Below are 26,443 nucleotides of genomic sequence, written 5' to 3'. Positions count from 1 at the left end.
TAAATCATCCCGCCGACAATGGGGATGCCGGACGCTTCGACAGGCTCAGCGACCGTGCAGGTCAGCTCCCGACGAGCTGCCCCGTGCGCCGCTTCTCCGCGGCGTCGATCGCGAGCAGAGCGACCTCGAGCTCGGCATCCGCTGCGCCGGCCTCCCGACGCAGGAAGAGCGCCTGCTTGAAGCTCGTGCGGGCCTGCTCGAAGTCACCGGCGTCGTACGCGTTCTTGCCGTGGTGCTGGTGCGCGAACGCCGCGATCGACGCCCACCCCTGCCCTTCGGCCTCGGATGCGCAGGTCGCCAGTTCCTGTTCGGCTGCGGCGTGCGCCCCGCGGTACTGCAGGATCGTCGCGTGCAGCACGCGTGCGCGAAGAACGTCCTTGCGCGTGCCGGCCATCCGCGCCACTCGCACGGATTCATCCGAGAGCTTCAGCGCGTCGTCGAGCTGATCGAGCACCTTGAGCAGCCAGACCCTCTCGAGCAGCGCCGGCAGGCTGCGCTGCGACTCGATCTCGACCAGTCGTTCTGCGCACTCGACCTTATCGATCAGCTCACGAAGAGTCTCTGGATCGTAACCCTTGATGTAACCCATGTGCTCTCCCTCCGCAGCGCCTCGCTCCAGTCTGCCTGTCGGATCAGCAGACGAGCCGGCGGCACGCCCCGGAGTGCGATTTCAGCGCAGGAAGATCGACGCGTCCGGCTTCGGGGAGGCCACAGCATCCGCATCCGTGACGATCCGCGCACCTTTCGCGAAGGCGGTGACCTCGCCATCCTGCGCGATCTTCGCCGGGTGGGGGCCGGCCGCCAGCATCCGCGGCAGCCATGCGGTCGGCAGGGGAGAAGCGGATGCCGCGATCACCAGATTCCCGAACCGGCGGCCCTTCAGCACCTGAGTGTCGGCGAGCAGCGCGACCTCGGGGAGCACGTGCGCGATCGTGGTGACCTGCCGTCGCGCGAACGCGAGCCCAGGACCGTCGGCGACGTTGACGAGCAGCACTCCGGCCGGGGCGAGGAGCTCTGACACCTCGCGATAGAACTCCACGCTGGTCAGATGGGCGGGCGTCTGCGCGCCGGAGTAGACGTCCGAGACGACGAGGTCGCAGGCGCCGGTGAGCGCGGGCGGCAGTTTCGGAACACCAGCGCGCGCATCCCCGATCCGAATGCGGATCGACGCCCCGCGAGGCAGCGGCAGGTGCTCGCGCACGAGAGCGGCCAGCGGCGCTTCCAATTCGATCACCTGTTGACGCGAGCCCGGTCTGGTGGCCTCGATGTAGCGGGGGACGGTCAGCGCGCCGGCGCCGAGGTGCACGGCGGTCAACGGTGCACCCGCCGAGGTCAGCTGATCGATCACTGCACCCATGCGCACGACGTACTCGAAATGCAGGTGCGTGGGGTCGTCGAGGTCGACGTGGGACTGCGGGGTGTCGTCGACGATCAGCTCGAAGCCGGTCGTGAACTCCGAGGGGATCACCCGGGCGATCCCGCCGTGGTCGAGGCGCGCCTCGGGGTGTTCGGCATCCCGAGCTCGTGTCCGTCCCATGCCCCCGAGCCTATGCGGGACGGGCGTGTTACAGGTCTATGACGATCGCTCGCACAAGTTGCAGGCATTTTGTTAGTGGTGAATACTTTTTACTGATCGGCATGCAACCGTTGTGCGCCGAGGCACTTTTCAATGAGGAGATTCACCAGATGAAGAAGCGCATTCTTCCCATCGTGGCGCTGGGCGTCACGGCAGCACTGGGCCTCGCCGCGTGTTCGGGCGGCACGGACACTGGCTCAGCCGACGGTGAGGACCAGACCCTCAGCGTCTGGATCATGCAGGGCACCAACCCCGACTCCACCGCGTTCCTCGACGAGGTCTCCTCGGCGTTCAAGGAGGAGACCGGCGCGACCGTCGAGTTCGAAGAGGTGCAGTGGGCAGATGCCCACGAACGCTTCGTGACCTCGATCGCCGGCGGCACGACCCCCGACATCGCCGAGACCGGCACCACCTGGACGGCGGAGTTCGCCGACGCCGGTGCGCTCGTTCCGATCGACGAGTACGTCGACGCCGAAGACGGCCTGCGCGACGACCTGGTCGAGGGCCTCGAAGTCGCCGGCACCTACGAAGAAGAGCTCTACGGCATGCCGTGGTACGCGGGTGTGCGCTCGATCGTCTACCGCGCCGACATCTTCGAAGAGCTGGGACTCGAGGCGCCGAAGACGTGGGATGACATCGTCACCGCCGGAGAGGCCATCAAGGCCGCGTACCCCGAGATGCTCGCATTCCCGGTCGCCGGCGACTCCGAGTTCTTCGTGTATCCGTGGGTCTGGGGCGCCGGCGGCGAGATCGCCACGGTGGACGGCGGCGAGTGGACGAGCGAACTGGACAGTGAGAAGTCGCAGGCAGGAATCCAGTTCTACACCGACTTGGCCACGAAGTACGGCTTCTCCTCCGCGGGTGCCACCACCTGGAAGGAGACCGACATCCGTGACGCGTTCACGCAGGGCAACGTCGCGATGATGCTGTCCGGTTCGTGGACGCCCAACGCGCTCATCGAGACGAACCCCGACCTCGAGGGCAAGCTCGGCGCAGCGGTCATCCCCGGTGAAGACGGCGGCATCGCCCCGTCGGTGCTCGGTGGATCGCACCTGTCGATCTTCAACACCACCAAGAACGCCGACCTCGCGTGGGAGTTCGTCAAGTTCATGACCACGGGCGAGTACGCCGAGCAGTGGGCTGAGCAGACCGGCTACTTCCCGGGTGTCGCCTCGGCGATGGAAGCGGCTCTCGCCTCGACCGACCCGCTGGTCGCACCGTTCGCCGAGCAGATGGTCGATGGCGGCGCGTCCGTGCCGGTGACCCCGAACTTCGGAGCCGTCCAGGCGAAGAAGACCACCAATGCGATGATCCAGTCGATCCTCAGCGGGCAGAAGGACGTCGCCACGGCGACGAAGGATGCCGCAGCCGAGATGACCGAGCTGCTCAACCAGTAACGACCAGTTAGGCAATACCCTCCATGTCGACGGTGCACGCACCGCTGCCGACACCCACGGAGGCGGGGAACACCCCCGCCTCCGTGGCCGGTGGCCGCCGATCAAATCGGTTCCTCTCCATCGCCAAGGCCCGTCCTTGGCTGCTCCTCGCCCCCGGGCTCGCGATCCTCGCAGGGCTCATGCTGTGGCCGCTGGTGCAGGTCTTCATCTACTCGCTGCAGGACTACGGGCTGCGGGAGATCAACACAGGGGAGAGCAATTTCATCGGCTTCGACAACTATGTCGAGGCGCTGACCGACCCCACTCTGTGGATCGTCGTCCTGCCGAACACCGTCGGCTTCGCGGCCGTCGCCGTGTTCACCACGGTGACCGTCGGCACACTCGTGGCGCTGCTGCTGCAGCGGCTCGGCACGACCTGGCGCCTGATCGTCTCCAGTTGCATCATGATCGCGTGGGCGATGCCGGCAGTCACAGGCACCTACGTGTGGACCTTCATCTTCGACGCCGATCGCGGCGTCTTCAACGACGTGCTGCGCAGCCTCGGCCTCATCGACGACTCGGTGAACTGGTTCACGAATCAGTGGTCCTTCTACGCGATCGTGCTGCTGAACGTCGTGCACCACGGCTTCCCGTTCGTCGCGATCACCGTGCTCGCAGGCCTGCTCGGCGTCTCCAAGGAGATGCTCGAGGCCGCAGCCCTCGACGGTGCCGGCGCCTGGCGCCGCTTCTGGGGCATCATCTTCCCGACTCTGCGTCCGGTGTTCTCGGTGGTGATCATCCTGTCGACCATCTGGGACTTCAAGGTGTTCGCGCAGGTGTATCTGATGCCGGGCGGCTCCGGCTCGAATCGCTCAGTGCTCAACCTCGGCGTCTGGTCGTACGTCGAGTCGTTCGGCCAGAACCGCTACGGTTTCGGCGCAGCCCTCGCGGTGCTGCTGACACTGGCGCTGATCGGCATCACGATCGTGTACATCCGCTCGCTCATGAAGGAGGACGAACTGTGAATCCGAACAACAAGTCCGTCCTGTCGAAGGTCGGAATCGGCGTCGCCGTCGCCGCAGTCCTGATCTTCACCCTCTTCCCGGTGTACTGGATGATCTCCAGCGCCTTCGACAAGAACGCCTCCAGCGGTGGTCGATCGTTCTTCCCCGAAGAGCTCACCTTCGACCACTTCGCCTTCGTGCTCACCGAGGGTGGATTCGGCGTCTTCCTCCGCAACTCCGCGATCGTCGCGCTCGTGACGGTGCTCGTCAGCGCCCTGGTCTGCCTGCTCGCCGCCGTCGCGGTGGCGCGGTTCAAGTTCAAGTTCCGCACCACGATCCTGATGATGATCCTCGTGGTGCAGATGGTGCCGCTCGAAGCGCTGGTCATCCCGCTGTTCCTGCAGGTGAAGAGCCTCGGCCTGCTCAACAGCATCATCGGTCTGATGATCGTGTACGTCGCGCTCTCGCTCGCGTTCGGCATCTGGATGCTGCGCGGCTTCGTCGCGGCGGTCCCGGTCGAGCTGGAGGAGGCGGCGTACATCGATGGCGCGAGCTGGTGGCGCATGTTCCGCTCCGTGCTGCTGCCGCTGGTGATGCCCGGCCTCGTGGCGACGAGCATCTTCAGTTTCATCACGGCGTGGAACGAGTTCATCTTCGCGATGACGATGCTCGGCGGCGCGAGCGACCAGTACACGGTCGCGATCGGTCTGAAGTCGTTCTTCGGCCTGTACTCCAACGACTGGGGCAGCATCATGGCCGCCTCTACGATCATCACGATCCCGGTCATGATCTTCTTCGTGATCGTGCAGCGCCGGCTCGCCAGCGGCATGGTCGCGGGAGCGGTGAAGGGATGACGGACGAACTCACCCGCCTCGCCAACAGCGTGCTGTGGCCGGGGTTCTTCGGGACGAGCCTCGAAGGCGACGGCGCTCCGGCGTGGCTGCTCGCAGCACTCGAGGACGACCTCGCGGGCGTCGTGTACTTCGGCCAGAACATCTCGGCGGAACTTCCCGAGCTGAGCGCCCGGATCCGTGCGGCGAATCCGCACGCGCTGATCGGCATCGACGAAGAGGGCGGCAGCGTCACCCGGCTCGAGGTCGCGACCGGATCGACGCTCCCCGGAGCCGCACAGCTCGGCATCGTCGACGACGTCGCCGCGACGGCGGCCACCGGAGCAGAGCTTGCTCGCCGCGCGCGGGCGGCCGGCATCAACGTCGTGCTCGGCCCCGTCGCCGACGTGAACACCGACCCGCGCAACCCCGTGATCGGGGTGCGTGCGTTCGGGGCGGATGCCGCGCTCGTCTCGCGCCACGTCGTGGCCACGGTCGAGGGCCTGCAGCACGGGGGAGTGGCCGCGTGCGTGAAACACTTCCCCGGCCACGGCGACACCCATCTCGACTCGCACCACGCGCTGCCCGTGATCACGCTGGATCCGGCCGAGATCGAGGACGTGCACCTCGAGCCGTTCCGCGCCGCGATCGCTGCGGGCGTGGACTCGCTCATGACCGCGCACATCGTCGTCCCCGCGTGGGGCGAGAGGCCGGCGACCCTGAGCCCCACGGTGCTGGGGCGCCTGCGAGAGATGGGATTCGAGGGCGTCATCATCACGGACGCGCTCGACATGGCAGCCGTCCGCGAGTCCGTCGGCATCGGTGGCGCAGCGGTGCAGGCGCTGGCCGCAGGCGCCGACCTGCTGTGCATCGGCAACCCGACCAACCCGGGCTCTGCTGCCCACGCCGATCAGGATGAGCGCGACTATCTCACTGCGCGCGAGGCGGTCGTCGCCGCGCTGCGCGACGGCACTCTGCCGCGCGAGCGCGTCGAGCAGGCGCGCGATCGGGTGCGGATGCTGGCGGCGAAGCGCGCCGGAACCGTCGAGCATGCGCCCCGTGGCGCCGACGACGAGTCCGACACTGCGACCTACGATGCTTCCGAGATCGTGCGCCGCGCATTGCGTGTCGCAGACTCAACAGGCGCGTCGCACGCGACGCCGGATGCCGCGGCATCCGTCCTGTCCGTCATCGACGCGCGTCGGCGCTCGACGCTCGCGGTCGACAGTGCGGCCTCGTACGTCGCGGACGGACTCGCCGGCGACGGCTTCCGCGTGCGTCTGGACGTCGACCGCGCGACGGATGAGGAACGCGATGCTGCCCTGAACGCGGCCATCGCATCCGATGGGCGACTCGTCCTGCTGATCGACCGCCCAGACGTCGCCGATGCGCAGCGCGCGCTCGTCGAGCTCGCGTCCGTCCGTGACGCGGACGCCGTCGTGGTCAACGTGGGCCTGCCGGCCCGGCATCCGCTGTCCCTTCCGATCGTCGAGGTCGCTGCCGCCAGCCGTGTCGGTGCCGAGGCCGCCCGCGACCTGCTGCTCGGGCGCTGACGCGGCACGGATCGCGCCCGCCCGAAGGACTACTGCGTGGGAGGTGGCGCTTCGTGCCGCCTCCCCGGCGCCAACGCGGCACGAAGAGACACCTCGCGAACGGCTGTCACGGCGGCATCCCGATCCTGAGACCTCAGTTGAGGTTGCCCGCAGAGCAGGTGTCCTGCCCGACATTCGTTCCGGAGACCTCGGGCGGCAGCGTCGCCCGATCGTCCGGCGCTGCCGTGTCCTCTGGGGCTGCGGTGCCGTCCGGAGCGGGCTCCTCCGGAGCGGGCTCGGAGGGTGTCACTTGCTCCACGCCCCCGTTGGGGCTCGCCCCGCCGGTCAGCTCCAGCGACTGATTGGCGGCGAGAGCGTCCCACAATGCAGCGGCGGAGTCGTAGTCCGGTACGACCTTGTCGGGGTCGTTCGGATCGGTGAAGCTCGGATACTGCACGAACACGAAGTCGTCGAACGGCACGTCCTTGACCGCGAGAGCGAGCTGCCCGAGTCTCAGCGGATTCGAGAGGGATTCGCTCGGCACGATGTTCTCCGCCACTGTGCTCGCCAGGCGCAGCACCTTGGACGGGTCGCTGAGCACCTCATCGCTGAGGATCTTCCTCGCCAGGCGCGACATGTACTGCTGCTGGTTCGAGATGCGCGCGAGATCGCTTCCGTCACCGACCCCGTGCCGCGTGCGCAGGAACTGCAGGGCCTCGAGTCCTTTCACGTTTCGGATACCCGCCGGCCAGTCGATGCCGGTCTGAGTGTCGCTGATCCCCGGCTCGGCGATGCACACCTCGACGCCGCCGATCGCATCGGTCATCTGGATCACGCCGTCGAAGCTGAGTTTGGCGGCGAAGCCGATCTTCACCTCGGTGAGCTGGGTGATGGTCTGCGCGACGCACGACAGCCCGGCGCGCTCGTACACGGTGTTGAGCGACTGTGTTCCCTGCGCCTCTGCCACGGTGCCGTCCTCGCGTGTGCACTCTGGCACGTCGACCATCAGGTCGCGGGGGAACGAGACGACCGTCACCCGGCGCGGGTTCTCGGAAACGTGCACGAGCAGGTTCGCGTCGTTCAGGATGCCGCCATCGGCCTCCTCGCAGCGCGCGCCGAGCCACTGGTCCGAGATCGGCCCGCACTCGTCGGTGCCGAGCACGAGCACATCGAATGGGCCGGGAAACTCGCCGAGGGCGGGTGGCGCGATCTCGGGGGCTCCCTCGAGGCCGACGGCATCCGCCGTCGCGCGTGTGGCGAGGTCGATCGTGATGAACGCGCCGACGCCGATCGCCGCGACCAGTACGGCGCCGAGCGCGGCGCCCAGCAGCTTCAGGCCGGTCGATGTCCGGCTGGGTGAAGGCAGCGTCGCATGGCGAGCGACCGTCGAGCGGTGGAGTGCATCAGGCACCTTCTTCATCCGTAGTCCTCCGATCCTGCCTGACGCTAACACGGGGCCGTTACGCAGCTGATACCGGATCGCAACATGGATGCGTTTGGATTCCAGGAGCGTGCTGGGTAACGTCGATGCATCACGTGTATCGCGGCATCGACGCCTCGGCACGCGCAATGAAGCGCCCCAACAGGGAAGGTACACAGCATGCACCACACATCCATGCGTCGGCGAGGGCTGATCGCCGTCACCGGCACCGCGATCGCAGCGATGCTGCTCGCGGGTTGCGTCGCCAGCGACCGCGGCGACGACTCAGGAGCCGCACAGGGCGACGTCGACAGCACGTTCGTCTTCGCGGCATCGTCCGACCCGGCCGGCCTCGACCCTGCCTTCGCGCAGGACGGCGAGACGTTCCGCATCTCTCGCCAGATCTTCGAGGGTCTCGTCGGCACCGAGCCGGGTACGGCGGACCCCGCCCCGCTGCTCGCCGAGTCCTGGGAGCCATCCGAGGACAACCTGTCGTACACCTTCGCGCTGAAGGAGGACGTCACGTTCCAGGACGGTACTCCGTTCAACGCCGAGGCCGTCTGCGTCAACTTCGACCGCTGGTACAACTGGACCGGCCTCGCAGCATCCGAGGCGTTCGGCTACTACTACAACAAGCTGTTCAAGGGCTACGCATCCAACGCCGCCGACGCGGTGTACAAGTCGTGCACGCCAGAGGGCGATTACAGCGTCACTGTCGAGCTGAACAAGCCGTTCGCCGGGTTCATCCCGGCACTCTCGCTGCCGGCGTTCGCCATGCAGAGCCCCGCGGCCATGCAGGAGTTCGCGGCAGATGAGGTCGGCGGCTCGGCCGAGGCGCCTGCGCTCTCCGAGTACGCCATGGGCAACCCGGTCGGCACCGGACCGTTCCAGTTCGAGGAGTGGGCACCCGGTGAGCAGGTCACGCTGAAGTCCTACCCCGACTACTGGGGCGACAAGGGGCAGATCGAGGAGATCATCTTCCGTACGATCGATGACCCGACCGCTCGTCGTCAGTCCCTCGAGGCCGGCGACATCGACGGCTACGACTTGGTCGGCCCCGCCGATACGGCAGCACTCGAAGAAGACGGCTTCACGATGGTCCCGCGTCCTCCGTTCACGATCCTGTACCTGGCGTTCAACCAGCAGGTCCCTGCGCTTCAGGACCCGAAGGTGCGCGAGGCGCTGTCGTACGCGATCGACAAGGATGCGCTGATCAGCCAGGTGCTCCCGGAGGGCACGCAGAAGGCGACGCAGTTCATCCCCGAGGTCGTCAACGGCTACAACGACGACGTCACCACCTACGAGTACGACGTCGACAAGGCGAAGGCGCTGCTGGCCGAGGCCGGCTACGACGAGTCCAACCCGCTGAAGCTGGACTTCAACTACCCGGTCAACGTCTCGCGTCCGTACATGCCCGACCCCGAGCAGATCTTCACCGTGCTCTCGTCGCAGCTCGCTGAGGCGGGCGTGGAGACCACACCGGTCGCCGAGGAGTGGGTCGAATACCTCGACCGCACCACCGGCACCGCGGACCACGGCATCCACCTGCTCGGCTGGACGGGCGACTACAACGACACCGACAACTTCGTCGGAGTCTTCTTCGGCGCGCAGAGCTCGGAGTGGGGCTTCGACAACCCCGAGCTGTTCGCGGCGTTGGACGAGGCGCGCGGTGTCGCCGATCTCGATGAGCAGACTCCGCTGTACGAGGACATCAACGAGATGGTCGCCGAGTTCATCCCCGGCGTCCCGCTCGCGCACCCCGCTCCCACGCTGGCATTCGACTCACGGGTCGAGAGCTACCCCGCCAGCCCGGTGAACGACGAGGTCTTCACGGACATCGTCCTCACCAAGTAAGGGTTCACGCGGCGTCACCTGTTCCGGTCCCTGAGCCTGTCGAAGGGACCGGAACAGGGCGACGCCGCACCTGAAAAGCTGGGAGTACTTCTTGCTGCGCACCATCGGCAGGCGACTGCTGTTCCTCATCCCCACCCTCTTCGGCCTGAGCATCCTGCTCTTCGCCTGGGTCAGGGCCCTACCCGGCGGGCCGGCCGTGGCGCTTCTCGGAGAGAAGGCCACCCCCGACGCGATCGAACGGGTCAACAAGCTCTACGGATTCGACAGGCCCCTCATCGAGCAGTACTTCGTCTGGATCGGACGACTGCTGCAGGGCGACTTCGGCACATCCATCCAGACCAACCGCCCGGTGCTGGAGGAGTTCTTCCGGCGCTTCCCCGCGACGATCGAACTGTCGATCGCAGCGCTGATCATCGCGATCGGCATCGGCGTCCCGCTCGGCTACTGGGCCGCGAGGCGGCACGGCAGGTTCAGCGATCATGCCGCCGTCATTCTGAGCCTGGTCGGCATCACGATCCCGGTGTTCTTCCTCGCGTTCATCCTCAAATACATCTTCGCGGTGCAGCTGGGCTGGCTTCCGGCCGACGGCAGGCAGAATCCGAGGATCGACGCCACCCACCCGACCGGGTTCTACGTGTGGGACGGCATCATCACGGGCGAGTTCGACGCGTCGTGGGATGCGATCCTGCACCTGATCCTCCCCGCGCTCGCGCTCGGCACGATCCCGCTCGCGATCATCGTGCGCATCACGAGGGCCAGCGTCCTCGAAGTGCAGAACGCCGACTACGTGCGCACCGGTCGGGCGAAGGGCGTCGCCAATTCGACGCTGCGAGGGCGGTTCATCCTGCGCAACGCCCTGCTCCCCGTCGTCACCACGATCGGTCTGCAGACCGGTCTGCTGATCTCCGGAGCGGTGCTGACAGAGACCGTGTTCGCCTATCCGGGTATCGGATCGTTCCTCGCCAGGGCGATCTTCACGCGTGACTTCCCCGTGCTGCAGGGCTTCATCATCTTCATTGCGATCGCGTACGCGCTGATCAACCTCGCGGTGGATGTCTCCTACAGCCTGATCGACCCGAGAGTGAGGGTCCAATGAGCATTCCCCTTCCCCCCGCGCAGGGTGGCGAGATCATCGACACGGTCTCGCTCGCCCAGACCGATCTGAAGGATGCCGGCGGCGGCTTCTGGCAGGACGTCTTCCGGCGCCTGCGCCACAGCCCGACAGCCTGGATCGGCGCCGTGATCGTGCTGCTGTTCCTGCTCGTCGCGGCGCTCGCCCCGATCCTCGCGCCGTATCCCGAGACCGCGCTGCCCGGCGCGAAGTTCATCACACCGACGAACATTCCCGGCCCCGGTGAACTCGCGGAGTTCCCGCTCGGACTCGACCGCTTCGGCGGCGACGTGCTGTCCAAGCTCATCTGGGGTGCACAGGCCTCTCTCATGGTCGGTGTCATCTCGACCGCGATGGGCCTGGTCGGCGGCATGATCCTCGGACTCGTCGCCGGCACGTTCGGCGGCTGGGTCGACACGGTCATCATGCGCATCGTCGACATCATCCTGTCGGTGCCGAACCTGCTGCTCGCAGTCTCGATCGCGGCGATCCTCGGCCAGACCCCGTACGCGGTGATGATCGCGATCGGTGCGTCGCAGGTGCCGATCTTCGCGCGCCTGCTTCGCGCGTCGATGCTGCAGCAGCGCTCGAGCGACTACGTGCTCTCGGCGCAGACGCTCGGACTCGGACGAGGGCGCATCACGATGTCGCACGTGCTGCCGAACGCGATCGGCCCTGTCATCGTTCAGGGCACTCTGACGCTCGCGACGGCCGTGATCGACGCGGCAGCGCTCTCGTTCCTCGGCCTCGGCGGCGGACGCCCCGAGACCGCCGAGTGGGGGCGGATGCTGACCTACGCGCAGAGCGAGCTCGCGATCGCGCCATGGCTGGCGTTCTTCCCCGGCATCTGCATCGCGGTCACCGCTCTCGGCTTCACGCTGTTCGGTGAAGCGCTGAGAGAGTCGATGGACCCGAGGACGAGGGCGCGCTGAGATGGCCGATATCACCAAGGAACCGAAGATGAGCACTCCGCTGCTGTCGGTCGAAGGCCTGGCCGTCGACTTCAACACCACCGACGGCGTCGTGCACGCCGTCGAGGGCGTCGACCTCGAGATCTCCGAGGGCGAGACCGTCGCGATCGTGGGGGAGTCCGGGTCGGGCAAGTCGACGACCGCGATGGCGATCATCGGCCTCCTCGCCGGTGGCGGACGCATCGCCTCCGGCAGCATCCGTCTCGACGGTCGGGAGATCTCGAAGGCTCCGGAGCACGAGATGCGCACGATCCGCGGACGCCACATCGGGCTCGTGCCGCAGGACCCGATGTCTAACCTCAATCCGGTCGCGAAGATCGGCACGCAGGTCGCCGAGACGCTGCTCGCGCACGGCCTCGCCAACCGGCAGAACGTCTCCGCGAAGGTCGTCGAGGCGCTCGAGGCCGCAGGTCTGCCCGACGCGGCGAAGCGCGCCAAGCAGTATCCGCACGAGTTCTCCGGCGGCATGCGACAGCGCGCGCTGATCGCGATCGGTCTCGCCTGCAAGCCGCGCCTGCTGATCGCGGACGAGCCGACCAGCGCGCTGGACGTCACCGTGCAGCAGACGATCCTCGATCAGATCGGTGCGATGACGCGTGAGCTCGGCACGGCCGTGCTGTTGATCACGCACGATCTGGGGCTTGCCGCAGAGCGTGCGGAGCGCGTGATCGTGATGCACCGCGGCAAGGTCGTCGAACAGGGCGATGCGAAGCAGATCCTCGAGGACCCGCAGCATCCGTACACGAAGTCGCTCGTCGCGGCCGCGCCGTCTGTCGCCGTCGCGCGCCTGCGGCCAGAGACGTTCGTGAAGTCGGACGGAAAGGCTTCGACTCCCTTCGGTCGCTCACCCCGTTTCGTCTCCGACGGCTCCGCCGCCTCCGCTCAACGCCCCGTGGGGGGCGACTCCGCTCAACGACCCGTGGGGGGCGACTCCGCTCAACGACCCGTGGGGGGCGACTCCGCTCAACGACCCGTGGGGGGCGACTCCGCTGACGGGTCGTTGAGCGAGCGAAGCGAGACGAAACGCGTTGAGCAAGCGGAGCGCGTCGAAACGACCCCCTCGTCCGCAGCATCCGAGACCGCAGCATCCGAGACCTCAGCATCCGCCACAGCATCCGACAACATCGTCGAGTTCGAGAACCTCACGAAGGTGTATCCGGTGCGGGGCCGAGGCGAGGATTTCGTCGCGGTGAAGGATGTGTCGCTCGTGATCCCGCGCGGCGAGACCGTCGCGATCGTGGGGGAGTCCGGCTCCGGCAAGACCACGACGGCACGGATGCTGCTGAAGCTGATCGAGCCGACCAGCGGACTGATCAGGTTCGAGGGCAAGGACGTGTCCACGCTCAGCCGCGCGGAGACGCGCGACTTCCGTCAGCGGGTGCAGCCGATCTTCCAGGATCCGTATTCGAGCCTGAACCCGATGTTCACGATCGAACGCCTGATCGCCGAGCCGCTGGAGTTCTACCGACGAGGCAGCAGCGCCGATCGCCGCAAGCGCGTGCGGCAACTGCTCGATGACGTCGCGCTGCCGCAGTCGATGCTCAGGCGGTATCCGTCCGAGCTGTCCGGCGGTCAGCGTCAGCGCGTCGCGATCGCAAGGGCGCTGGCGCTCTCGCCCGATCTGATCGTGTGCGACGAGCCGGTCTCGGCGCTCGACGTTCTGGTGCAGGATCAGATCCTCCGACTGCTCGGTGATCTGCAGCGCGAGTACGGGCTCAGCTACCTGTTCATCTCGCACGACCTCGCGGTCGTGCGCCTGATCAGCGACTACGTCTGCGTGATGAAGGACGGCGCTCTCGTGGAGGCTGCGACGAGCGAGGAGATCTTCACGAACCCGCGCGACCCGTACACCCGTCGCCTTCTGGCCTCGATCCCGGGCAACGAACTGGGCATCGCCTGACCCGCGCTGCCCCCGCGGACGAGCGCGGGGCTGTCGATCCGGATGCTTTTACCGCAGCATCCGGAATTGGTCAAGGATTCAGCTTGCCATGTCGTGAAATCGGACGTATAGTTGTTCTTTGCGCCTCGGTTCTCCCTGCCCTCATATGGTGGTCGGCAGATGTTGAGCAATTGAGTGCGCACTCCACCTGACGACAAAGGAATCGAGAAGCCCTGCGGGGCTCACGGAGGTTATTCCCTTGGCTGCTGCTCGCAACGCATCCACATCCACCACCAACAAGAACGGACGCGGAGCTTCCCGTCTTTCGTTCGCCAAGATCTCCGACACGCTGACGGTCCCTGACCTTCTCGCGCTGCAGACGGAGTCCTTCGACTGGCTCGTCGGCAACGACGCCTGGAAGGCTCGTGTCGCAGAAGGCAAGAAGGCCGGTCGCAAGGATCTCAACGAGTTCAGCGGTCTGGAGGAGATCTTCGAGGAGATCTCTCCGATCGAAGACCTCAGCGAGACGATGCAGCTGAGTTTCACGAACCCGTACCTCGAGCCTGAGAAGTACTCGATCGACGAGTGCAAGGAGCGTGGCAAGACCTACGCGGCTCCGCTCTACGTCGAGGCCGAGTTCATGAACCACCAGACCGGTGAGATCAAGACTCAGACCGTCTTCATGGGTGACTTCCCGCTGCAGACCAGCCGCGGAACCTTCATCATCAACGGCACCGAGCGTGTCGTCGTGTCCCAGCTGGTGCGCTCGCCGGGTGTCTACTTCGACAAGAGCCCCGACAAGACCTCCGACAAGGACATCGTCTCCGCTCGCGTCATCCCGAGCCGTGGTGCATGGCTCGAGTTCGAGATCGACAAGCGCGACCAGGTCGGCGTGCGCATCGACCGCAAGCGCAAGCAGTCCGTCACGGTCTTCCTCAAGGCGCTGGGCATGACCAGCGAGGAGATCCTCGTCGAGTTCGCCGGCTACCCCTCCATCGAGGAGACCCTGGCGAAGGACACGATCCTCACCAAGGAAGACGCGCTGCGCGACATCTACCGCAAGCTCCGTCCGGGCGAGCAGGTCGCCGCCGAGGCCGCCCGCGCGCTGCTGGACAACTTCTACTTCAACGCGAAGCGCTACGACCTCGCGAAGGTCGGTCGCTACAAGATCAACCAGAAGCTGGGCCTGAACCAGCCCCTGGACTCCTCGGTGCTGACCATCGAGGACATCGTCGCGACCATCAAGTACCTCGTGCGTCTGCACCGTGGCGATGAGACCTTCGAGGGTCTCCGCGGCGGCAAGAAGGCCGAGATCCGCATGTCGACCGATGACATCGACAACTTCGGCAACCGTCGCATCCGCGCCGTCGGCGAGCTCATCCAGAACCAGGTCCGCACGGGTCTTTCCCGTATGGAGCGCGTCGTCCGCGAGCGCATGACCACGCAGGACATCGAGGCGATCACTCCGCAGACCCTGATCAACGTGCGCCCCGTCGTCGCCGCGATCAAGGAGTTCTTCGGAACGTCGCAGCTGTCGCAGTTCATGGACCAGAACAACCCGCTCGCGGGTCTGACCCACAAGCGCCGCCTCTCGGCGCTGGGCCCCGGCGGTCTGTCCCGTGACCGCGCAGGTGTCGAGGTCCGTGACGTTCACCCGTCGCACTACGGCCGCATGTGCCCGATCGAGACTCCTGAAGGCCCGAACATCGGTCTGATCGGCTCGCTCGCCACGTTCGCGCGCATCAACTCCTTCGGTTTCATCGAGACCCCGTACCGTCGCGTCGTCGACGGCCAGGTCACCGATGACATCGACTACCTGACCGCCTCCGAGGAGAACGACTTCATCGTCGCTCAGGCCAACGCGCCGCTCAAGGCCGACGGTCACTTCCGCGAAGAGCGCGTCCTGGCTCGCCGCCCCGGCGGCGAGGTCGACCTGTTCGCGCCGACGGAGATCGGCTACATGGACGTGTCGCCGCGCCAGATGGTGTCGGTCGCGACCTCGCTCGTGCCGTTCCTCGAGCACGATGACGCCCAGCGCGCGCTCATGGGCGCCAACATGCAGCGCCAGGCTGTGCCGCTGCTGCGCAGCGACTCGCCGCTGGTCGGAACCGGTATGGAGGGCTACGCGGCCATCGACGCCGGCGACGTCATCAGCGCCGAGAAGGCCGGTGTGGTCATCGAGGTGTCCGCAGACCGCGTCGTGCTCCAGCTCGATGAGGGCGGCACCAAGGAGTACTACCTCCGCAAGTTCGACCGCTCGAACCAGGGAACCTCCTACAACCAGAAGGTTCTCGTCTCGGCCGGCGAGCGTGTCGAGGTCAACGAGGTCATCGCCGATGGCCCGGCCACCCAGAACGGTGAGCTCGCGCTCGGCAAGAACCTGCTGGTCGCGTTCATGACATGGGAGGGCTACAACTTCGAGGATGCGATCATCCTCAGCCAGGACCTCGTGAAGGACGACACCCTCTCCTCGATTCACATCGAGGAGTACGAGGTCGACTCCCGCGACACGAAGCTCGGCAAGGAGGAGATCACCCGTGACCTCCCCAACGTCAGCCCTGAGCTGCTGAAGGATCTCGACGAGCGCGGCATCATCCGCATCGGCGCCGAGGTCCGCCCCGGCGACATCCTCGTCGGCAAGGTCACGCCGAAGGGCGAGACCGAGTTGTCGGCCGAGGAGCGTCTGCTCCGCGCGATCTTCAACGAGAAGAGCCGCGAAGTCCGTGACACCTCGCTGAAGGTGCCGCACGGTGAGCAGGGCACGATCATCGCGGTCAAGGAGTTCAACGCCGAAGACGGTGACGACGAGCTCGGCTCCGGCGTCAACCGCCGCGTCGTGGTCTACATCGCCCAGAAGCGAAAGATCACCGAGGGCGACAAGCTCGCCGGCCGCCACGGCAACAAGGGTGTCATCGCCAAGATCCTGCCGATCGAGGACATGCCGTTCCTTCCGGACGGCACCCCGGTCGACATCGTCCTGAACCCGCTCGGAATCCCCGGTCGAATGAACTTCGGCCAGGTCCTGGAGACCCACCTCGGGTGGATCGCCAAGCAGGGCTGGAAGGTCGAGGGCAAGCCGGAGTGGGCTGCGAACCTGCCGAAGGACGCGTTCGAGGCTGCCCCTGGCACCAAGGTCGCGACCCCGGTGTTCGACGGTGCGGAAGAGCAGGAGATCGCAGGTCTCCTCGACTCGACGCTGCCGACGCGCGACGGCGACCGCCTGATCGACTCGACCGGAAAGACGCAGCTGTTCGACGGCCGCTCCGGTGAGCCGTTCCCGGCGCCGATCTCGGTGGGCTACATGTACATCCTGAAGCTGCACCACCTGGTCGACGACAAGATCCACGCGCGTTCGACGGGTCCGTACTCGATGATCACCCAGCAGCCGCTCGGTGGTAAGGCGCAGTTCGGTGGACAGCGCTTCGGTGAGATGGAGGTGTGGGCGCTTGAGGCTTATGGCGCCGCGTACGCCCTCCAGGAGCTCCTCACGATCAAGTCCGACGACATCCTCGGCCGTGTCAAGGTCTACGAGGCGATCGTCAAGGGCGAGAACATCCAGGAGCCAGGCATCCCCGAGTCGTTCAAGGTGCTCATGAAGGAGATGCAGTCGCTCTGCCTGAACGTCGAGGTCCTCTCGGCGGACGGCACGACGGTCAACCTCCGCGACACCGATGACGAGGCATTCCGCGCAGCGGAAGAGCTCGGTATCAACATCTCCAGCCGATTCGAGTCCGCCTCGATCGACGAGATCTGACGCGCACCCTTCGACAAGCTCAGGGACCGGGTCCCTAAATATTTATTGAGACACAGGAGAACTAGTGCTCGAGTCAAACACCTTCGATGAGCTTCGCATCGGCCTGGCCACCGCTGACGACATCCGCGGTTGGTCATACGGTGAGGTCAAGAAGCCCGAAACCATCAACTACCGCACGCTCAAGCCCGAGAAGGACGGCCTCTTCGGAGAGCAGATCTTCGGACCCTCCCGCGACTGGGAGTGCGCCTGCGGTAAGTACAAGCGCGTCCGCTTCAAGGGCATCGTGTGCGAGCGCTGCGGCGTGGAGGTCACCAAGAGCTCCGTCCGTCGCGAGCGCATGGGCCACATCGAGCTCGCCGCGCCCGTCACCCACATCTGGTACTTCAAGGGCGTTCCGTCGCGCCTCGGATACCTGCTGGACATGGCTCCGAAGGACCTCGAGAAGGTCATCTACTTCGCTGCCTACATGGTCATCTCAGTCGATGAGGATGCTCGTCACCGCGACCTGGCCACGCAGGAGAACAACATCCGCCTCGAGCTGAAGACGCTCGGGGACCGCCGCGACTCGAAGATCGCGGAGCGCCTCTCGCGTCTGGAAGAGGACCTCGCAGCCCTTGAGGCTGAGGGCGCCAAGGCCGACGCGAAGAAGAAGGTCAAGGACGCCGCCGAGAAGGAGATGACTCTCCTCCGCAAGGGCCACGACGAGCAGATCGCCAAGCTCGAGCGCGTGTGGGAAGACTTCCGTACGCTTCAGGTCGGCGCGCTTCGCCCAGAGGACGACGTGTTCCACGAGCTGCAGGACCGGTTCGGTCAGTACTTCGAGGCCCACATGGGTGCGGAGTCGATCCAGCGTCGCCTGGCAGCGTTCGACCTGAAGACCGAGGCGGAGAACCTGCGCCTGCAGATCTCCGAGGGCAAGGGCCAGCGCAAGATCCGTGCGATCAAGCGCCTGAAGGTCGTCAGCTCGTTCCTGGAGACCGGCATGAGCCCGGCATCCATGGTTCTCGACGTCGTTCCGGTCATCCCGCCGGAGCTGCGCCCGATGGTGCAGCTCGACGGTGGCCGCTTCGCCACGTCCGACCTCAACGACCTCTACCGTCGTGTGATCAACCGCAACAACCGTCTTCGCCGTCTGATCGACCTCGGTGCCCCCGAGATCATCGTCAACAACGAGAAGCGCATGCTGCAGGAGGCCGTCGACGCGCTGTTCGACAACGGTCGCCGTGGTCGCCCCGTCACCGGTACCGGCAACCGCGCCCTCAAGTCCCTCAGCGACATGCTGAAGGGCAAGCAGGGTCGTTTCCGCCAGAACCTGCTCGGCAAGCGCGTCGACTACTCGGGCCGTTCGGTCATCGTGGTCGGTCCGCAGCTGCAGTTGCACCAGTGCGGTCTTCCCAAGACGATGGCGATCGAGCTGTTCAAGCCGTTCGTGATCAAGCGTCTGATCGACCTCGGTCACTCGCAGAACATCAAGGCCGCGAAGCGCTCCGTCGAGCGCATGCGTCCCGAGGTGTGGGACGTGCTCGAGGAGATCATCCGCGAGCGCCCGGTGCTGCTGAACCGTGCGCCCACGCTTCACCGTCTGGGAATCCAGGCCTTCGAGCCTCAGCTCGTCGAGGGCAAGGCCATCCAGCTCCACCCGCTGGTGTGTGCCGCATTCAACGCCGACTTCGATGGTGACCAGATGGCTGTGCACCTGCCGCTGTCGGTCGAGGCTCAGGCCGAGGCCCGCGTGCTGATGCTCGCGTCGAACAACATCCTGAAGCCGTCCGACGGCCGTCCGGTCACCCTGCCTTCGCAGGACATGATCATCGGCCTGCACCACCTCACGGTGGTCAAGGCCGGCGCGAAGGGCGAGGGCCGTGCATTCGGCTCTGTATCCGAGGCGATCCTCGCCAAGGACGAGGGCACCCTCGACCTGCAGGCGAAGGTCCGCATCCGCATCCCGGGTCTGACGTTCCTCGAGGGCGAAGCGCCTGAGGGCTACGAGCGTCACCACCTCGTCGACGCATCGCTCGGACAGGCGATCTTCAACGCCACGCTCCCGAAGGGCTACCCCTTCGTGCGTGAGCCTGCCGACAAGGGCAAGCTGTCGCAGATCGTCAACAAGCTGGCCGAGGAGTACCCGAAGGTCGAGACGGCGGCGACGCTGGACCGCATCAAGGATGCCGGCTTCTATTGGGCCACGCGCTCCGGTGTGACGGTGGCGCTGAGCGACGTGCTCACGCCTCCGAACAAGAAGGAGATCGTCGCCAAGCACGAGAAGCTGGCCGCGAAGGTCCAGTCCCAGTACGAGAAGGGTCTCACCACCGACGCCGAGCGTCGTCAGGAGCTCATCAAGATCTGGACCGAGGCGACAGATGAGGTTCAGGTCGCGATGCGCGAGAACTTCCCTGAGGACAACACCATCAACCGCATGGTGTCCTCCGGTGCTCGTGGTAACTGGCTGCAGATCCGCAACATCGCGGGTATGCGTGGTCTGGTGAACAACCCCAAGGGTGAGATCATCCCGCGTCCGATCATCTCCTCCTACCGTGAGGGTCTGTCGGTGGCGGAGTACTTCATCGCGACGCACGGTACCCGTAAGGGTCTGGCTGACACCGCTCTGCGTACCGCCGACTCGGGTTACCTGACCCGTCGTCTGGTGGATGTCTCGCAGGACGTCATCATCCGCGAAGAGGACTGCGGCACGTCGAAGGGCCTCGAGCTCCCGATCGCCGCTCCGAACTCGCAGGGTGACCTCGTGCGCGATGCGAACGTCGAGAACTCGGTGTTCGCTCGTACGCTGGCCGCTGACGTGGTCGACAGCAAGGGCGAGATCCTCGCCTCTGCCGGTGACGACGTCGGAGACGTTCTGATCGACAAGCTCGTCGAGCTCGGTGTCGACACCATCAAGGTGCGCTCCGTGCTGACCTGCGACTCGGCTGTCGGCGTCTGCGCGCAGTGCTACGGCCGTTCGCTGGCGACGGGTAAGACCGTCGACATCGGCGAGGCCGTCGGCATCATCGCGGCGCAGTCGATCGGTGAGCCCGGTACCCAGCTGACGATGCGTACGTTCCACACCGGTGGTTCGGCATCGGCGGACGACATCACCCAGGGTCTGCCCCGTGTGCAGGAGCTCTTCGAGGCTCGTACGCCGAAGGGCGCATCGCCGATCGCCGAGGCCGATGGCCGCATCACGATCGACGAGACCGACAAGGCCAAGAAGGTCATCCTCACGCCCGACAACGGCGATGAGGAGGTCATCTACCCGGTGCTGAAGCGTGCGACGCTTCTCGTCGAGGACGGCCAGCACGTCACGGTCGGTCAGCCGATCCTGGTGGGCACGCTCGACCCCAAGGAGGTCATGCGCGTCATGGGTGCTCGCGAGGTGCAGCGTTACCTCGTCGGCGGCGTCCAGGGCGTGTACCGCTCGCAGGGTGTGCCGATCCACGACAAGCACATCGAGGTCATCGTCCGTCAGATGCTCCGCAAGGTCACGGTCGTCGATCACGCCGACACGAACCTGCTCCCGGGTGAGATGGTCGACCTCAAGCGCTACCAGGCGATCAACCGCGAGACGGTTGCCGAGGGCAAGCGTCCGGCCTCCGGCCGTTCGGAGCTGATGGGTATCACGAAGGCGTCGCTTGCGACCGAGTCGTGGCTGTCGGCTGCGTCGTTCCAGGAGACGACCCGCGTGCTCACCGAGGCTGCCATGCAGGGCAAGCGCGACCCGCTGGTCGGTCTCAAGGAGAACGTCATCATCGGTAAGCTCATCCCCGCCGGCACCGGCCTCGCGAAGTACCGCGATGTCACTGTCGAGGCGACTGAGGAAGCCAAGAGCGAGCGCTACCCGAACCGGATCTTCGCATCCGACGGCGCGTACGCCGAGGGCGACTTCGGTTACGTCGACTTCGACGCGTTCTCGACGGATGACGTGACGCCCGGTACCTACAACTGAGTGTTCTAGCCCACTGAAGAAAGCCCCAGGGTTCGCCCTGGGGCTTTCTTCGTACCTGAGCGGGTGGTGGCCGGAGCCCGTGCGGGAGGTGGCGCTTGGTGCCGCGTGGGACCGTTTTTGGCGGCACTTCGCGACACCTCGCGCGGCGGTGCGTCGTGCACCTGGCGAGGAGGTGGCGCGTTGTGCCGTCTCCACAGGTCGCAGGCGGCCAATCCCGCCACCTCCCGCCCAGTCGCGCCCACTCGCGCAGCAACGAGCCGCGGCGGGATACGCGAGAATGGCAGGATGCAGCAGAGCACCCCCAGCGCCGTCGTCATCGGCGATGCGTTGATCGACGAGATCCATGACAGCGGAGGAGTGCGCGAACTGGTCGGTGGCGCGGCGTTGAACGTCGCCGTCGGACTCCGCCGGCTCGGCGTGCCCACGACGCTCATCGCGATGGTCGGCGATGACGAGGCCGGTGCCCACATCCGCGAGTACCTTGCCGATCACGACGTGAGCCTGATCTCCAGTGACGCTCCGCTCGGGTCGTCGCGCGCGGTCGTGCAGCGCGATGCCGGCGGCGAGCCGACGTACGTCTTCAATGAGGCGGCTCAGGGGCGCAGCATCCGCTACGGAGACGAGGCGCGCGCGGTGCTCGCCGACGCCGATCTCGCGGTGATCAGCTGCTTCCCGTTCGACGTGCCCGCCGAGGTGGATGCTGTCGCCGATGCCCTGGCGGGCGTCAGGGTGGCGATCGACCCGAATCCGCGCTCCGGCATGCTCAGCGACCGCGACGAGTTCGTGCGCGGGTTCGAGCGGCTCGTCGCAGGTGCCGCGATAGTGAAGGTCGGAGCCGACGACGCCGCGCTGCTGTACGACGGCGATCTCGATGCGTTGCGTGCCCGGCTGCGTGCGCTGGGAGCCGACGCTGTGCTGGCGACGGCCGGTAAGGATGGTGCGATCCTCGAGGCGGATGCCGGCATCCTCACCGCTCCGATCGCCAGCCTTCCCGGACCAGTGATCGACACGGTCGGGGCGGGGGATGCGACGCTCTCCGCCGTGGCGGAGGGACTCGTCGGTGCCCGTCCGGAGGCGGTAGAGGAATGGCAGAAGCTGCTCGATCGAGCGATGGATGTCGCCGCCGCAACCTGCCGCGCGGAGGGTGGGCTGCTGCGCACACCGGAGTCGCTCGAGGACGGCGAACGCGGGGTCCGCGGCAGCTGAACTGCCGATTTCTTGCACCCGCTTCTGGCGGGTATGCTTGATACTCGCGCCCCCGATTGGCTGTACAAGCTGGACGGGTGTGCACTTGGCGAGTTACCCAAGCGGCCAAAGGGATCTGACTGTAAATCAGACTGCATCGCATTCGGGGGTTCGAATCCCTCACTCGCCACCGTATGACTGAAGGGCCTCCGCGCAGCGGGGGCCTTCAGTCATTCATCGAGCAGAGCGGGGTGCGGTGAGCTCCGACCGAGGCGAACTCTGCGCGCAACCTTCACACTCTACGATGTCGAGCACATCGGGCGTATCGAGCGTATCGAGCGTATCGGGCGCATCGGGCGCATCGAGCACATCGAGCACATCGAGCACAGCGGAGGCGAATCGTGGAACTCGAGGCACCCGTCGGGCACGTCGTGCACCTGCTCAGGTCGTTCGACGAGTCCACGGAAGCAATAAGTCCTGGCCCGCGGCTTCTGCCGATACCGGCGACAGCGAGCAACGGCATCCGCCATACTGAGCCCCATGGGATCAGCGTTGACCACCATCGGACTACCGGTCGCCCTCGGCATCATCATGCTGGGTCTCGGCCTCAGCCTCACCATCGCGGACTTCACGCGTGTGCTGAAGCAGCCCAAGGCCGTGCTCGTGGCTCTGGTGTGCCAGCTGCTCATTCTGCCGGTGATCTGCTTCGGGCTCGTCCTGCTGTTTCAGTTGCCACCGGTGCTCGCGGTGGGCATGATGATGCTCGCCGCATCGCCCGGCGGCACCACGGCGAACCTCTACAGCCACCTGTTCCGCGGCGACATCGCGTTGAACATCTCGCTGACGGCGGTGAACTCGGTGATCGCCGTGATCACGCTCCCGCTGATCACGAACTTCGCGATCATGTACTTCCAGCCGTTCGACGATCAACTCGGTCTGCAGTGGGCGAAAGCACTCGAGGTGTTCGCGATCGTGCTGCTCCCGGTCGCCCTCGGAATGCTCATCCGGCGGTTCTGGCCGAAGTTCGCCGATGGCATGGATCGGCCGGTGCGCATCGCCAGCGTCGTCATCCTCGTCGTCGTGTCGCGGGAGCCGTCGCATCCAACTGGGAACTCCTCGCGGCGAACTTCGCAGGGCTGGCACTGATCACGATCCTGTTCTGCCTCATCAGCCTCGCGATCGGGTTCTGGGTGCCGCGGATGCTGAAAATCGGCAAGCGGGAGTCGATCGCCACCTCGTTCGAGATCGGCATCCACAATGCGACGTTGGCGATCGTCATCGCGCAGAGCGTCCTCGGATCGACGGAGCTCAGCCTGCCGGCCGCTGTCTACGGCGTGCTGATGTTCTTCGTGGCGTTCGCGTTTGGTTTTCTCATCCGCGAGCGCGAACCGCAGACCGCGATGGCCTCATAGCACTGCGGCATTCATAGACTGGTTCGATGCGAGCGCTCACCGAATCCGATGTCCGCGGGGCGTTCGTCAACGCCACGGAGGAGGAGTTGCGGCTCATCGAGATGCCGCACGACTTCGTGCTCGTCGACTGGGACTTCCACGATTTCCTCGCCTGGCGCGATCCGGCGTCGAGCAAGCGCGGATGCGTCGTCGTCGAGATCGACGGGCGCCTCGTCGGCGTCGTACTGCGCTCCACCGACCCCGGACCTGCACGTACGGGCATGTGCAACATCTGCCACACGATGCAGCCCGGCAATCAGGTCGCCCTGTTCTCCGCGCGCCGGGCGGGGGATGCCGGACGCCGTGGCGACAGCGTCGGCACCTACATCTGCGCCGATCTGTCGTGTCATGAGAACGTGCGGCTCGCGCATCCGCTCGCCCCGAATGAGATCCGCGTCCCCGGCCAGGTTGACGTTCGCCTCGACGGGACACGGCGTCGTATGGAGGGTTTCGCCAAACGAGTTCTGGACCCGCTGGTCTGAGTCATACGCTGGGCGCGACGACTTCACCCTGTGCTTCGAAGGAGATGCCATGAGCGATCCCATCCTGTTCTCGGTCGACGATGGATTGGCGCGTCTGACGCTGAATCGTCCGACACGTCTCAACGCGTTCAACGCGGATCTCGCTCGCGCGTGGCGCGATGTCACGACCGAGGCGACCTCGCGCGATGACGTCAAGGCGATCCTGCTGGATGCTTCCGGTCCGGCCTTCTGCGCCGGCGGCGACGTGCTCGACATGGCGACCACGATGGGCGCAGGATCCGACATCGCCGACCTCGCCGAAGTGATCAACGTCGGCATCCGTGCGCTCACGCAGTCGGCCATCCCGGTGGTCGCCGCAGCACACGGTACGACGGCGGGCGGCGGCCTCGGCATCCTGCTCTGCTCCGACTACGCGGTCGTCGGCGGGCGGTCCAAGATCGGCAGCCTCTACGCGAACATCGGCCTCACCCCCGACCTCTCGGTATCTGCGCAGCTCGCCGCCGCCGTGGGACAGCGGCGCGCGCTGCAGTTGGTGCTGCAGGATCGCCTCTTGAGCGCGGAGGAAGCGCAGGAGTGGGGCCTGGTCGCCGAGGTCGTGAGCGGTGCGGATGCTGCGGACGAGGCCGATCGCGTGCGCGAACGCGCGGAGCAGGTGGCACGCTTCTGGCTCGCCGGTGCCGCGGGCGCATACGGGCAGGCGAAACGGCTGGTCCGCTCGCGTCCCGAGCGCACGTTCGCCGAGCAGCTCGATGAAGAGGCACGTTCGATCGGCGCGGCTTTCGAGACTCCGGATGCAAAGGCTCGCGTCGCGGCGTTCGCCGCAGCATCCGCGAAGAAGGCACGCTGAGTTCAGCGCGAGTTGCCCACAGGCCGGCGGCGAGCCCTGCGCGCGCGCCGCACGGCGTGGCAGGATGAGAGCAGTCGGCCGAAGAGGGGAACGCCATGTCAGAGGTCAGCACGGAAACCAAGGGGGAGACGAACGCCTCCCTGTTGATCCGAGGGGCGATCTGGATCGCCATCGGTGCGCTGATCGCGGCAGCGCTCGTCTGCGTGGTGTGGGTGCTGATCGGCGATCAGGACGGCATCGTCGGCCGCGCCTTCCTGACGATCCTGCTGCTCGCGGGATTCGCCGGGATCGCGATCCTCGAGGCGGGTCTCGCGCCGAAGAGGCCGGACTGGCTGGCCCTTGCGAGCATGATCACCTGGATCGTCGCGCTGCTGGTCGGCGCCATCAAGATCTGGCTGCCGGAAGAGCCGGGGGAGTACGCCGGTGGCGTCGGGCGCTTCTTCATGCTGCTGCTCGTGATCGGCGTGCTGCAACTCGCGCTGCTGCACGTGCGACTGTTCACTCCTGCGGTCAAGCGCTACATCACGACGTTCACCACGGTCATCTACTACGTGACGATCGCGGTTCTCGTGCTGCTGGTCGCGATGCTCATCATCTATCTCACGCTCCCCGACACCTTCCGCTACGGCGACCTCTACTGGCGCATCGTCGTCGCGCTCGCGATACTCGCAGCGGTCGGCACGACACTGATCCCGCTGCTGAACGCGTTGTTCGCTCCGAAGAAGGCGCCTGCGGCGCCCGCCGGCTACTACGCGCCTCAGACCTACGGCTCCGCCGCGGCGATTGCGGCACCGGTCCAGCAGCCCGCTCAACAGCAGCCGATTCAGCAGCAGTGGCCGACCTATGCCGACGGCGTGACGCCGCTTCCGGTGCTGCAGGACGGCTCGCCGGACTGGAACGCCTACTACACCGGTTACCCGACGGCTCAGCAGAGCCAGTTCCTGGAACCGAATCAGTACTACGAGCAGTCGTACACGCCGTCGCCTCCGCAGCAGGGGTTCGTCTCGTCTCCTGATTCTCCGATCGGACCCGATGGCCTGCCGGTTCCGCCTGCCGGGGCGCCGGCCGCTCCCGACGGCATCGCCGGCGACACGTCCGTTTTGAACGTTCCCCCGGCACCCGACGTCCCGCCCGTTCCCGACCTGCCGCCGTCTCCGGATGCACCGCAGACTCCGGATGCACCGCCGGCTCCGGATGCACCGCCGGCTCCGGATGCGCCGCCGGCTCCGGA

At 66.3% G+C, this 26,443-nt stretch carries 19 protein-coding genes and 1 tRNA gene; 17 read left to right on the top strand and 3 right to left on the bottom strand.

Annotation, left to right across the window (positions count from 1 at the left end):
- Nucleotides 1-61: 61 nt before the first annotated feature.
- Complete coding sequence (locus J1M43_RS13370; RefSeq protein WP_033105100.1) at nt 62-589, bottom strand: hypothetical protein; 528 nt, start codon at nt 587-589, stop codon at nt 62-64.
- Nucleotides 590-670: 81 nt separating this feature from the next.
- Complete coding sequence (locus tag J1M43_RS13365; protein ID WP_206476991.1) at nt 671-1,537, bottom strand: spermidine synthase; 867 nt, start codon at nt 1,535-1,537, stop codon at nt 671-673.
- A 149-nt stretch (nt 1,538-1,686) separates the two neighbouring features.
- Here J1M43_RS13365 and J1M43_RS13360 point away from each other — a divergent pair, with 149 nt between their 5' ends.
- The 4 genes from J1M43_RS13360 to J1M43_RS13345 are packed head-to-tail and all read left to right on the top strand — an operon-like array spanning nt 1,687 to nt 6,339.
- Nucleotides 1,687-2,973 carry a sugar ABC transporter substrate-binding protein gene (locus J1M43_RS13360; RefSeq protein WP_033106273.1) on the top strand — a complete coding sequence of 429 codons (1,287 nt, stop codon included), beginning with the start codon at nt 1,687-1,689 and terminating at the stop codon, nt 2,971-2,973.
- Between the two features lie 23 nt (nt 2,974-2,996).
- On the top strand, nt 2,997-3,977 hold the full coding sequence (locus J1M43_RS13355) for a carbohydrate ABC transporter permease (RefSeq protein ID WP_033105098.1): 981 nt from the start codon (nt 2,997-2,999) through the stop codon (nt 3,975-3,977).
- Complete coding sequence (locus J1M43_RS13350; protein WP_033105097.1) at nt 3,974-4,810, top strand: carbohydrate ABC transporter permease; 837 nt, start codon at nt 3,974-3,976, stop codon at nt 4,808-4,810. The genes J1M43_RS13355 and J1M43_RS13350 overlap by 4 nt, the downstream gene beginning before the upstream one ends.
- Nucleotides 4,807-6,339, top strand: coding sequence for a glycoside hydrolase family 3 N-terminal domain-containing protein (locus tag J1M43_RS13345; protein ID WP_206476990.1), 1,533 nt, complete (start codon nt 4,807-4,809; stop codon nt 6,337-6,339). Before J1M43_RS13350 ends, J1M43_RS13345 begins: the two co-directional genes overlap by 4 nt.
- 133 nt (nt 6,340-6,472) lie before the next feature.
- Here J1M43_RS13345 and J1M43_RS13340 read toward each other — a convergent pair whose 3' ends face one another.
- Nucleotides 6,473-7,738, bottom strand: a complete 1,266-nt coding sequence (locus J1M43_RS13340) for an LCP family protein (protein WP_206476989.1) — start codon at nt 7,736-7,738, stop codon at nt 6,473-6,475.
- A gap of 180 nt (nt 7,739-7,918) precedes the next feature.
- On the opposite strand from J1M43_RS13340, the gene J1M43_RS13335 reads away from it, so the two are divergent.
- The 13 genes from J1M43_RS13335 to J1M43_RS13280 all read left to right on the top strand — a co-directional run.
- Nucleotides 7,919-9,592, top strand: a complete 1,674-nt coding sequence (locus tag J1M43_RS13335; RefSeq protein ID WP_033105094.1) for an ABC transporter substrate-binding protein — start codon at nt 7,919-7,921, stop codon at nt 9,590-9,592.
- Between the two features lie 91 nt (nt 9,593-9,683).
- Nucleotides 9,684-10,688, top strand: coding sequence for an ABC transporter permease (locus J1M43_RS13330; RefSeq protein WP_033105093.1), 1,005 nt, complete (start codon nt 9,684-9,686; stop codon nt 10,686-10,688).
- Complete coding sequence (locus J1M43_RS13325) at nt 10,685-11,635, top strand: ABC transporter permease (RefSeq protein WP_033105092.1); 951 nt, start codon at nt 10,685-10,687, stop codon at nt 11,633-11,635. Before J1M43_RS13330 ends, J1M43_RS13325 begins: the two co-directional genes overlap by 4 nt.
- Nucleotides 11,636-11,663: 28 nt before the next feature.
- Nucleotides 11,664-13,574: an ABC transporter ATP-binding protein gene (locus J1M43_RS13320; RefSeq protein WP_241245237.1), complete on the top strand. Its 1,911-nt coding sequence runs from the start codon at nt 11,664-11,666 to the stop codon at nt 13,572-13,574.
- A gap of 238 nt (nt 13,575-13,812) precedes the next feature.
- Complete coding sequence (locus J1M43_RS13315) at nt 13,813-17,307, top strand: DNA-directed RNA polymerase subunit beta (protein WP_206476987.1); 3,495 nt, start codon at nt 13,813-13,815, stop codon at nt 17,305-17,307.
- Nucleotides 17,308-17,371: 64 nt separating this feature from the next.
- On the top strand, nt 17,372-21,247 hold the full coding sequence (gene rpoC, locus J1M43_RS13310) for a DNA-directed RNA polymerase subunit beta' (protein WP_033105090.1): 3,876 nt from the start codon (nt 17,372-17,374) through the stop codon (nt 21,245-21,247).
- Between the two features lie 285 nt (nt 21,248-21,532).
- Complete coding sequence (locus tag J1M43_RS13305) at nt 21,533-22,453, top strand: PfkB family carbohydrate kinase (protein ID WP_206476986.1); 921 nt, start codon at nt 21,533-21,535, stop codon at nt 22,451-22,453.
- A gap of 87 nt (nt 22,454-22,540) precedes the next feature.
- Nucleotides 22,541-22,622, top strand: a tRNA-Tyr gene (locus J1M43_RS13300).
- 350 nt (nt 22,623-22,972) lie between these two features.
- The gene (locus J1M43_RS13295) at nt 22,973-23,578 is read left to right on the top strand and encodes a bile acid:sodium symporter family protein (protein ID WP_241245236.1); all 606 of its coding nucleotides are present in this window, start codon (nt 22,973-22,975) and stop codon (nt 23,576-23,578) included.
- A gap of 53 nt (nt 23,579-23,631) precedes the next feature.
- The gene (locus J1M43_RS16815) at nt 23,632-23,844 is read left to right on the top strand and encodes a hypothetical protein (RefSeq protein ID WP_241245235.1); all 213 of its coding nucleotides are present in this window, start codon (nt 23,632-23,634) and stop codon (nt 23,842-23,844) included.
- 26 nt (nt 23,845-23,870) lie between these two features.
- Complete coding sequence (locus tag J1M43_RS13290; RefSeq protein WP_206476985.1) at nt 23,871-24,365, top strand: FBP domain-containing protein; 495 nt, start codon at nt 23,871-23,873, stop codon at nt 24,363-24,365.
- A gap of 49 nt (nt 24,366-24,414) precedes the next feature.
- Nucleotides 24,415-25,212 carry an enoyl-CoA hydratase/isomerase family protein gene (locus J1M43_RS13285; RefSeq protein WP_206476984.1) on the top strand — a complete coding sequence of 266 codons (798 nt, stop codon included), beginning with the start codon at nt 24,415-24,417 and terminating at the stop codon, nt 25,210-25,212.
- Between the two features lie 95 nt (nt 25,213-25,307).
- On the top strand, nt 25,308-26,443 hold a 1,136-nt coding region (locus J1M43_RS13280; RefSeq protein WP_206476983.1), incomplete at its 3' end, for a hypothetical protein.

The sequence above is a fragment of the Microbacterium sp. KRD172 genome, from assembly GCF_017168295.1.
Taxonomy (GTDB): domain Bacteria; phylum Actinomycetota; class Actinomycetes; order Actinomycetales; family Microbacteriaceae; genus Microbacterium; species Microbacterium profundi.
Note: the sequence above shows the minus strand (reverse complement) of the source record. Positions and strands in the feature narration are given on the sequence as shown.